The 9,442-nt window shown below is 40.6% G+C and carries 11 protein-coding genes; 1 reads left to right on the plus strand and 10 read right to left on the minus strand.

Annotated elements, in window-relative coordinates; genetic code table 11:
• Positions 1 to 169: 169 nt before the first annotated feature.
• From H6F50_RS25945 to H6F50_RS25980, 8 genes are all read right to left on the minus strand, one after another.
• Positions 170 to 889 carry a glycosyltransferase family A protein gene (locus tag H6F50_RS25945; protein ID WP_190411523.1) on the minus strand — a complete coding sequence of 240 codons (720 nt, stop codon included), beginning with the start codon at positions 887 to 889 and terminating at the stop codon, positions 170 to 172.
• Positions 890 to 1,068: 179 nt separating this feature from the next.
• Positions 1,069 to 1,779: a glycosyltransferase gene (locus tag H6F50_RS25950; RefSeq protein ID WP_190430929.1), complete on the minus strand. Its 711-nt coding sequence runs from the start codon at positions 1,777 to 1,779 to the stop codon at positions 1,069 to 1,071.
• A gap of 21 nt (positions 1,780 to 1,800) precedes the next feature.
• Positions 1,801 to 2,571 carry a glycosyltransferase gene (locus H6F50_RS25955; protein ID WP_190430930.1) on the minus strand — a complete coding sequence of 257 codons (771 nt, stop codon included), beginning with the start codon at positions 2,569 to 2,571 and terminating at the stop codon, positions 1,801 to 1,803.
• 3 nt (positions 2,572 to 2,574) lie between these two features.
• Entirely contained in the window at positions 2,575 to 3,657 is a 1,083-nt protein-coding gene (locus H6F50_RS25960; RefSeq protein WP_190430931.1) for a serine kinase, read from the minus strand.
• A 107-nt stretch (positions 3,658 to 3,764) separates the two neighbouring features.
• Positions 3,765 to 4,226: a PqqD family protein gene (locus H6F50_RS25965; RefSeq protein WP_190430932.1), complete on the minus strand. Its 462-nt coding sequence runs from the start codon at positions 4,224 to 4,226 to the stop codon at positions 3,765 to 3,767.
• A 309-nt stretch (positions 4,227 to 4,535) separates the two neighbouring features.
• Positions 4,536 to 5,783 (minus strand): nucleotidyltransferase family protein, encoded by a 1,248-nt coding sequence (locus H6F50_RS25970; RefSeq protein WP_190430933.1) that lies wholly within the window; start codon positions 5,781 to 5,783, stop codon positions 4,536 to 4,538.
• A 459-nt stretch (positions 5,784 to 6,242) separates the two neighbouring features.
• Entirely contained in the window at positions 6,243 to 6,578 is a 336-nt protein-coding gene (locus H6F50_RS25975) for a carbon dioxide-concentrating mechanism protein CcmK (protein WP_190411529.1), read from the minus strand.
• Positions 6,579 to 6,792: 214 nt separating this feature from the next.
• On the minus strand, positions 6,793 to 7,104 hold the full coding sequence (locus H6F50_RS25980; RefSeq protein ID WP_190411530.1) for a carbon dioxide-concentrating mechanism protein CcmK: 312 nt from the start codon (positions 7,102 to 7,104) through the stop codon (positions 6,793 to 6,795).
• 323 nt (positions 7,105 to 7,427) lie between these two features.
• Here H6F50_RS25980 and ubiG point away from each other — a divergent pair, with 323 nt between their 5' ends.
• On the plus strand, positions 7,428 to 8,183 hold the full coding sequence (gene ubiG / locus H6F50_RS25985) for a bifunctional 2-polyprenyl-6-hydroxyphenol methylase/3-demethylubiquinol 3-O-methyltransferase UbiG (protein ID WP_190430934.1): 756 nt from the start codon (positions 7,428 to 7,430) through the stop codon (positions 8,181 to 8,183).
• Positions 8,184 to 8,268: 85 nt separating this feature from the next.
• Here the strand turns inward: ubiG and H6F50_RS25990 are convergent, their stop codons facing one another.
• Together H6F50_RS25990 and H6F50_RS25995 are read right to left on the minus strand one after the other, a co-directional pair.
• Positions 8,269 to 9,123 carry a rhodanese-like domain-containing protein gene (locus H6F50_RS25990; protein WP_190430935.1) on the minus strand — a complete coding sequence of 285 codons (855 nt, stop codon included), beginning with the start codon at positions 9,121 to 9,123 and terminating at the stop codon, positions 8,269 to 8,271.
• Positions 9,124 to 9,252: 129 nt separating this feature from the next.
• Positions 9,253 to 9,442: alpha/beta hydrolase (locus H6F50_RS25995; RefSeq protein WP_190430936.1), on the minus strand; the 190-nt coding region annotated here is incomplete at its 5' end.

Below are 9,442 nucleotides of genomic sequence, written 5' to 3' on the forward strand. Positions count from 1 at the left end.
CCAATATTTCTGGCTGCTCCAGTTATCAGAACATTTTTTCCAGCTAAAAGCTGATTATCGATAACTACCGAAGGCTCTGTTGCTGGTTTTGTAACTACCAACTTTGGAGCTGTGGGCGGATTCACGAAGGCTGTTAAGGCAGCTTTAAGGCGAGTTTTCAAACTCATATTTATTGAGAAAATGAAGAATTATTTTCTGGCAAAGTTGCGGCGCGGCGTCGGTCGAGTGAAGCTTTAATCAGCCGGACATAATCAGTCCGCGCTTCACGCTGGCGAATGCTCAGATTGGTTTCGTGCAACCGCCTTGACATCAAGAGGTCTGGTAACATCTTTTCACGCAATCCCAGCTCTGTTGCACGCGCATACCAACTGATAAATTCTCCCATTTGTAAGTTGGTTTCAAATTTTCCTACCCGAAGAAAAGCTTCCCGTTTAAGCAGCATGGTTCCAGGGTGATATCCCGCCATTAATTCAGGAGGACAGTATATTTTATTCTTGATGCTTTCATCTAATTCGGGACTGTGAAACTGTTGAACGTATCCGAAGACTATATCAATATCGGGTTCGCTCTCAAAAACCTGCATTTGACAAGTCAATTTATCTTTGACCCAAAAATCATCTGCATCGAGAAAAGCAAAGAAACTTCCTTGCGCTAATTCTGTGCCATAATTTCGGGCAGCACCAGCACCGCTTTGGGATTGGGAATAGTACCGCACTGATGACGCAAAGTGCTTTGCTACTTCTGCACTGTTATCTGTTGAACCATCATCTATTACAATGATTTCCAGTGGCTGATAAGTTTGAGCTAGTACGCTTTCAATCGCTTCAGCCAGATAGCGATCGCAATTATAGACAGGGATAATAACGCTAACTAAAAAAGAATTATTCATTCTTAATCAAAGTCTTTCTTTCTAATTTAAGTTGCAATATTTTTAAATAAATCTATTGAAGTAAATCCTTTTGATGTTTTTCATTTGCAAAAGTTTAAGCAGATTTTAGTAAATCTACACTTTTGAAAAAAGTATTTGGTTTTTATAAAACTCTGTTGGCTCTAAATAATGCGATCGCTTCATTGTTGAATTGCATCTTTTTTAATTTTGGCACGACGTTGACGATTAACAGATTGCTTAAGTATCTGCAATAATTCTTGATTGTTTATCTCAGCATTGGATGAGAGATTTTGGGTGTGAACTCGTTTATATAGAAAAACTTCGGGGATAACAGCCATAGGTATATTTTCATCTTTGGCTCTAGCAAACCAATCGACATCGCTAGCAATCACCAGGTCAGTATTAAATTTACCAATTGAATTTAGTAGGGATTTACGCACTATTAAAGTTCCAGGAATAGGCCCAACAATATCTTTGTCTAATAGGTCTTTCTTGAAACCTAAGGGAATAGGACATTCTGGTTCTAAAATGAACCTAAACTTAGCGATCGCATATTGAATTGTTGGATTGTTGATAAGGTAATCAACCTGAAGACTTAATTTATTGGGTGTCCATAGATCATCGTGGTCAAGAAAAGCAATAAATTCTCCTTTCGCAGCCTCAATCCCAAGATTCCAAGCGTCAGCAAGGCCCTGACCAGCTTGCCAAATATAGCGAACTCGTTCATAAGACTTGGCAATTTTTTCAGTATTATCTGTTGATTTACCATCAACAACAATAATTTCATAGTCTTCATAAGTTTGCGATAGAACGCTTTCGATAGCATCTGCTAATCGATGTTCTCCATTCTTGACAGCAATAATTACACTGACTAGCGGTAAATATTCCATTGTATTATTTTTTTGAGGATTTTACATTATTTTAGGAATTTCAGGAGAAGTGCCAAGGTACTCATTAATTGGCATATCTAATAAAGAAGCCTTTTGATAATTCCCTCGTTTTCGGCACCGATCTAAATGTTTTTTGAAAATCCTTACAAATCCAAGCTCGACTAAGTTTTTTCCAACGGTCATGTTATCTTCGTGCTTGCGATAAAACAAACTAGCCCGTTCTAATACAACTTTTGAAATCCCATTTTCCCACGCTCGGATAAACCAATCGACATCTTCAGCATAGTTAAGTGTTTCATCAAATAAGCCAATTTTATCAAAAACTAACCTCCGATAAATTGCGCTTCCTAAATTTATATAGATATAAGGATTGTAAGCAGGTTCAAAAAGGGGCTGATTGTTCGTTGTAATTTGACATAGCTTCATTTGTTGAATTAATCCCTGGACAATCTCTACTGAGGGGTTATCTACTAAATAACCTACTTGCAGTTTCAGTTTATCTTCTGACCATAAATCGTCAACATCTAAAAAAGCGATCGCATCCCCTTTTGCCATCCTTAAACCACGGTTACGAGCTGCTGATGGCCCGCTATTAGGCTGATAAACATAGTGAATACTATCTTTATACCGAGCAGCAACTTCCGCCGTTTTATCTGTTGAGCCATCGTCAACAACAATGATTTCTAGAGGCTGATAGTTTTGATTGAGGATATTTTGAATAGCTTCTGCTAGAAACTGTTCTCCGTTATAGACAGGAACGATCGCACTAACAAAGAATTCCTTATTATTCATGGGCTATTGCTTTGAAAGTAAGCTTAAAATGACTTCAGGAATTTGCTTCAGGTCAGTGCCGAGTTCTAGATAATAACAAGGTAGCTGGCTAACAGTTTTTGTCATCAGCTCACAAGCTTCCTTACCTGCACCGGGCAATTGCAGGATTGTACTAGGAACAAGTGCTGCCAATCCTGCCGCTGATGAGGTAGCTTTCAAGGTGGTATTGCTTCCCCCAGTAATGCGGGGGATTAAGATAGCTTGAAGCGGAAAACTGGGCAAGATTTTTTCGGGAAAATGGTCGTTGATGAAATAAAGCGCTTTTTCCGAATCTAAGCGATCGCTATTGCTAATTGCCTTAGCGAGAAACGGCAATCTTTGAACATCATCGGCATTTTTTTTGCCAGTGCTGTAAATGCTAAAAACAGTTGGGGTGGGGTCGGATGCAATCAAACTATAGTCGTCGCTGGCATAGAAAAGCTCAGAGTTAAGGCAGGTTAAAGCTGTAGTTGATTTACCAGATCCCCCTTTTCCGACTAGCAACACGCCGCCACTGGGCATTCCAACTGCACCCGCATGAACCAGTTGCAGTCCCCGCTTACTCATCCAGACGTTAAAAATTGTCCGTAGCGGAGAACCTGCCTCCCAGTAAGGAAGTTGTTCGGTTGTCTCAACCCAATAGATTCCCAGGTTGCGATCGCTATCTAAAATACTTAACGCAAACGCTCCCCATTGGAAACTGGTATGAATGCGCTCATTAGTAAACCCGATAATTTCCCCACGCTTTGGATGATGATGATTTATTTGCCAAGGTGGAGGTGGCATTACGGTGTTTGTCGAGGCGCTATCCCACAAACAAACTGTCAGCGCTGGATCTGAAACGGCTTCTGTCGCTAAATGTCCTAAAGCAGGTGTCATGTAGGAAATTAAAGCTGAACCAGCAAAACGCAACCGAATTTTAAACCCGCCTAAGCAATAAAAACGGTCAATAGAACCAGATGCAGCCTCAGCTTTTTCGTATAATTCATAAACCGTATTAAAAAAGGCTAAAGGGTCTTTCGCTTCTGTTTTAGTGGCAATCTCAGATGCCAACTCGTTAGTCATCATGTTGAAAAAACTTAAGGAATTAGCTGAAACCTAGGGGCAAATCCTGACGGCTGCCCCTTCCCAATACACCTTGAAGCTGCTGATAATGATGCCAAATGCTGATTTAATCAGGCTTCAACTTTAACATTAGGCCAGCCCACCACCTCATTCACTTCGTGAATGGGGTCTAAAGCTAGCAATTCTTCCATATCTGTATATTTTTCTAAAGTTGGGGGTGAAAAGCTGAGCTTTTCAGGATTGTCGTTTGTGGTGCTTGGTGCGCTGTCTATATTTAAATTTTTAGGATCTTCTGTGCCATCGAGAGTAATGAGTTCTTCTTGCTGCAATCTGGCAATAAAATCATTGACAGTATTTTCAATAATTTGGCGATCGCCATCGTAGCACTGGATTATTTTTTGGATAATATTGCTTTTGGAAGTCCCTTTAATAATTTCTTCCCAAATATCAGCCCCAACTTTTACTAAGCTATAATAATCTCCCTTATCCAAGTTGACGATTACAACTTCACCATCAATCGTTTCGTGGACAACTTTAGGAGCATTCGCCTTAAATATCTCTGAATGATTCATGATTTTTTTGCTATACTATCAAGCTTTGTTTCGCTTTTCTTAACCCTAAGCTAACCTTGAGATATTCTAATGTCAAGGTATAACCAATTAGGTTTATTACTAAATTTATAGACTTTATAATGATTCCGCTTATATTATAAACTAACGCTTTTAAATAATATTAATTATCAAACAATACATATTATGAGCTTTTGATTTAGTTTAAATTTAAAGCTCATAATATGTATCCGGTTTAAAATTGAAAAAGATTTATTCCTTACTTACTACCATTTTGATTAAGGAATAAATTTTATAGTTTAAGCATGAAAATCATAAGTTTTTTTTACTCAGCTTGAATCTTTTTAATATTTGCTCTCCTATTAGCCTGAGTGGTCGCAGCAAATAGTAAAGGAAAGCTGGAAATTCCGCCAAAGGTAGTAGCAACCAGTCGGTAGTAGTCGGAGTGATTGCTAATTTCAGAGAATACCGCACCCTGTCAATCAGGCGTTCTCTGGCTTTTAAATGGAAGCGGGTGGTTGTCCCGTCTTTAACAAATCCGTCCGACGAACGGAAAAGCTGTTCGCATACTTCAGCCGCCAGCAATTCTACCGCTGGGTCAGCCTGAATCTTTTGCCAAACATCATCTGGCAGGGCAGTTCCCAGAAGACGATGTGCCAGCATTAAACCTAGAAACAACATTCGCTGACCGCCCTTAGCGCTAGCTTGCTGCATCAGTTTGACCCAATCTAGCTGCGGATGGCTGCGGATAAGTTCGGCTACGTCGCAGATTCTTGCCAGTTGCGTCCAACAGTCTTTGGTTCCGTGTCCGCAAATCGTTAGCAACGAATTCTCTGGCGAGAGGTTGGGAACTGTCGTTCCAGCAATGGAGACTGGCTCCAGGTCATCCCACAATTCTTTAGAATCGATGGGAAAAGAAAAATACTTTGGCATTACTCCCCAGTGCAGTTCCACCAACACTCCTTTCTGGTGGTTTCTAAATGGATAGGCGGCTTCGCGTACAAATTGATGAATATGAGGCGATCGCACAAAAGCCGCTTCCTGTTCTTGAGTCACTTCGATGCGCTCGATTTTCATCTGGTATCCTTGAGACAAAAACAGCGCCTTTGCCCTTTCGATGTCTCTTTCTTGCACCAGAATGTCTAAATCCCAGAACTGTCTTCTCAACAAATTACCGTAGGCAGAAGCGGCTAATACTGGACCTTTGAAAGGTAGAACCGGAATTCCTTGTGCTTCAAATAGATTCACAAGTCTAACCAGTTCGCCGCTCAAAAATAGGCTGCGTCGTGTGAGGGTTTGAAAATCAGCCCGCAACTTAGCCAGAATATCCTTCGGAACCGCTTCCGGACAGGTGCTGTTTAGGTTCCAATACAAAAGCGGCATCACCCTATGCTCAGTCGCCATTTGCATCAGTTCTGCCCAGTCTATATTGTTTTCCTGGAGTAGAGTAACTAGCCGCTCAACTCTTTCCAATTCCATCCGAGTACTGGCACAGATTAGCAGCACTTCGATTTCAGGGCGAGTACCTACCGATGAAGCTTTAGCAAGTAATGTTTGCAATATCTGGCTCCACTAATTTAGCTAAGTCTGGTAGTAATATTCACAATTCATCAATTTTTATATACAACTACGGCATTATTTGTATAGTTCTGATAAAAATGTAGGGAATTTTAGTAAAGATTTAGTAATTTCTAGTTTTTGTCAGTATTTGTACGATGCTAGCGTCACGAAATTTTCACGATACGAGAAACTCCAAATTTTAGAACCCTGACGAATCAAGGGTTTAAGAAATTGCCTTTAGGGTAAGGTGAAAAACGAACATCATTAACCACTTGTAAGAGAGAGGTTTTCTCCGGTTTAAAGGGAAAGTGAGTCTTATTCAAAAAATATTGCTAAAAAAACCCATTTTCTTGAAGAAAACGGGTTGTAACAGCAGCTATGATTTTGGACGCTCTCTTGCAGGCAGTCTTTCTACTCAGCAGGCGCTGCTTACGCGCCTTTCGCTAACAGATGTTTCCACTACCTGCGGACTATCGGCTGTTCGACAGCATCTCGAAACTGTTGCACGTCTTCAGTGAAGCCAATTGGCAGTACACTCACGACATTTTCATGGGGACGGGGAATAATCACCCAGGATTCTACAACGCCACCATAAACTTTTTCTACTGCGGCAATTCCCGCCTCCATTGAGGTTTTCACTTCTGAAACATCGCCCCGAATATTGACATTAAAACGGGCGCTACCAACTCGGATATATCCGACTAGGGTAACTCTTCCAGCTTTAACCATCGCATCTGCCGCTGCTAGGACAGCAGGAAAGCCTTTCGTTTCTATCGATCCAACTGCCTGTGGCATTGGCTATCTCCTGAATTTGAATTTAATTGAGTTACGTAGAGCTAAGAACTAATTGTACGAATTTTCGATGCACCTTTGGATCGAAATGCCCCTTGCCTTTACTTTCCCACTTTTTGACTTGACAAAAGACCAAACAATCGAGTAAACAAAATCCCAATAATTGCTGGGATAGCTGGCAATGTCTACTCGCAATTAAGTTCCGATTGTTAACCAACTACGACATACGGAACTGTTCAACTTTTTGGGTGAAATGAATGGGCATAACAGTTTCAACATTTTCCGTAGGATTGGGGATGATGTAGTGGGAGATCACTTGACCTCCGTAGACTGTCTCTGCGGCTTTAATCCCTGCCTCAACAGCGATGTTGACTTCAGAAACTTTTCCCCGAACGGAGACCATAAAGTTCCCTTTTTCTACAAGTGCATAATGAACCAGCGTGACTGCACCAGCTTTAACCATTGCGTCTGCTGCTGCTAGTACAGCTGGGAACCCTAACGTTTCAATCGTTCCCACTGCCTGTGGCATAAAATCAGCTCCTTGAGTCCCAGCAATATTCCCAGCAATATTTCATTGTACGAGGCTTGTGATAATATTTTTGATTTTAGATTATAAGATTTATGCTTCTGGAGACAAAGCGAGAAGCGTGGCTGCGGGCAGTATACGCTAGCTATTATCGCTCAGATGCAGCGAAGATAGCGATCGCTACCTTTCATAAAGGACATCCTACTAGATGCCGATAGGCTAGAAGTGGAATGATTGAGTTCGCAATGTCAGCATAATTTTCCCACTGAAGCAGCGACTAAAATTACCTTAGATGCGTTTGTCCTATCAACCTTCCCAGATACAGGATGCAAAACAAACACTTGAAAAAAAACGACTTAAAATTTTATGATTTGAGTGCAGATAGGTGGTGGCAGGAAGATGAGAAAATCTATGCTCTCTATCATCTCAATCAACCCCGATTTGATTTTTTTGACCGCTATGTTTCAAATTGGCAGGGATTGCAAGCCTTAGATGTTGGATGTGGCGGCGGATTTACCTGCGAATTTATGGCGAAAAGAGGAGTAAAAGTCTCAGGAATCGACCAATCTGCTAAATGTATTCAACAAGCTCAAGATCACGCATCTCTAAGCGGACTTCACATTGACTATCAACACGGATATTCTGAAAACCTCCCTTATGGTGCTAATACTTTTGATATTGTTGTTTGTGTTGATGTTTTGGAGCATATTGCAGATTTACGTCAGACAATTTCTGAAATTTATAGGATTTTAAAGCCAAACGGCTTGTTTCTATTTGACACAATTAATAAAACTTTTGCCTCTAAATTTATAATGATTTGGCTATTAGAAAATATTTTGCAGGAAATTCCTCGTGGTATTCACGATTGGAATAAGTTTATTGAGCCGCAAAAATTAACAAGTTTAATGCATAGCCAGGGATTTAGCAGTATAGAAATTAAAGGGTTTAATATATTTGGTGAAAGCATTTACCGAAACTTGCTTGCTTATATTCACTACAAAAAAACGGGCAAATTTCAAGTAGAAATTAGTAACAATACTTCAGTTATGTATATTGGTAAAGCAATAAAATCTCCTAAATAATTGCTGCTTGTTATTGAATTTATGGGCAATTAAAATAAGCTTAATTTTTTGTAAAATAGTTATTGATTTTGTTTAATTTATTTTTCTATTTAGGTTCAGATTCTAGAGGATAATGATTTTCTGGCGAAGCTGACCATTCCCACATCGAACCTGCATAGTTTTTTACATGATTAAATCCTAAATCAACAAGTACAGCCGTGAAGAAAGCTGAGCGGATGCCGCCTGTACAATAAGTAATAATGGGAGTATGATGCTGAATTCCTAATCTTTCCAACTTATCAATAATCTGGTCACGAGGCAGCAAGTTCCCCTTGGCATCTTTCAAATCTTGGAAGTAGAAATGCACCGCACCAGGGAGATGTCCTCCCCGCTGTTCGCCGTAAGCCGGAGTTCCTGCATATTCCCTCGCTTCACGGGTATCAATAACAATCAAATTTTGGGATATCTCTTTAGCGGAAAGATTGGCTTTGAGTTCATCGCGCTGAATTTCCCATAAGGAAGTTCGCTGTACAAGAAAATCACCAGGTTTGGGTTGAGTCACTCCCCAAACAATCGGGACACCTGCTTTAACAAGTGCTGAATGTCCCCCATCGACAAAGACTGCTTGTGAATGTCCTAGCGTGCGTAACATCCAAACAATGCGCCCTTCTTCACCAAAATTGTGCGCTGGATTGCCAAGGACAACGACAGGTTGATTGTTACAAATGCCGACAGCGCGAAGTTTTTCTTGCAAAATTTCTGTATTCTCAATCAACTTTCCCTTATTCGGAGATTGTTGTTGCGAGAATTGCTGCCAAGTGACATGAACAGCACCAGAAATATGCCCAAGCAACCAGGAAATTGAATTGCGAACATCCAGAAGTGTCGCATTCAGCTTAATCAATTCCTTCGCTTCTTCTGCACTGACTACCCATCGATGGGCAAGAGAATCCTGATTCATAACTTTAACGCTACCCTGAAAACTCCTTTGCGTGCCTTTGCGCTAACCTTTGCGTACCTTTGCGTTAACAATAAATCCTACAATTACCTAAAAGCCAAAATATGCTTAGCGGTAATATAAATCCTACAATTACCTAAAAGCCAAAATATGCTTAGCGGTAATCTCTGGCTGTTCAAATTGAGGAACGTGCCCGCAATTCTCGATCCAAATGAGTTGAGAATGAGCGATCGCTCTCTTAAACCTCTCGGCATCGTCCGTACCCAACATATCATCCGCCTCTCCCCACAGAATCAGCGTCCGCTTATCGATTTGAGGAATT

The sequence above is a fragment of the Coleofasciculus sp. FACHB-712 genome, assembly GCF_014695635.1.
Classification (GTDB): Bacteria; Cyanobacteriota; Cyanobacteriia; order Cyanobacteriales; family FACHB-T130; genus FACHB-T130.

What these genes read in the sequence shown, in the direction of transcription:
- H6F50_RS25960 (WP_190430931.1), bottom strand. Translation starts at nt 3,657, where the DNA reads ATGATGACTAACGAGTTGGCATCTGAGATTGCCACTAAAACAGAAGCG.
- H6F50_RS25965 (WP_190430932.1), bottom strand. Translation starts at nt 4,226, where the DNA reads ATGAATCATTCAGAGATATTTAAGGCGAATGCTCCTAAAGTTGTCCAC.
- H6F50_RS25990 (WP_190430935.1), bottom strand. Translation starts at nt 9,123, where the DNA reads ATGAATCAGGATTCTCTTGCCCATCGATGGGTAGTCAGTGCAGAAGAA.
- H6F50_RS25975 (WP_190411529.1), bottom strand. Translation starts at nt 6,578, where the DNA reads ATGCCACAGGCAGTTGGATCGATAGAAACGAAAGGCTTTCCTGCTGTC.
- H6F50_RS25955 (WP_190430930.1), bottom strand. Translation starts at nt 2,571, where the DNA reads ATGAATAATAAGGAATTCTTTGTTAGTGCGATCGTTCCTGTCTATAAC.
- H6F50_RS25980 (WP_190411530.1), bottom strand. Translation starts at nt 7,104, where the DNA reads ATGCCACAGGCAGTGGGAACGATTGAAACGTTAGGGTTCCCAGCTGTA.
- H6F50_RS25945 (WP_190411523.1), bottom strand. Translation starts at nt 889, where the DNA reads ATGAATAATTCTTTTTTAGTTAGCGTTATTATCCCTGTCTATAATTGC.
- H6F50_RS25950 (WP_190430929.1), bottom strand. Translation starts at nt 1,779, where the DNA reads ATGGAATATTTACCGCTAGTCAGTGTAATTATTGCTGTCAAGAATGGA.
- ubiG (WP_190430934.1), top strand. Translation starts at nt 7,428, where the DNA reads ATGCAAAACAAACACTTGAAAAAAAACGACTTAAAATTTTATGATTTG.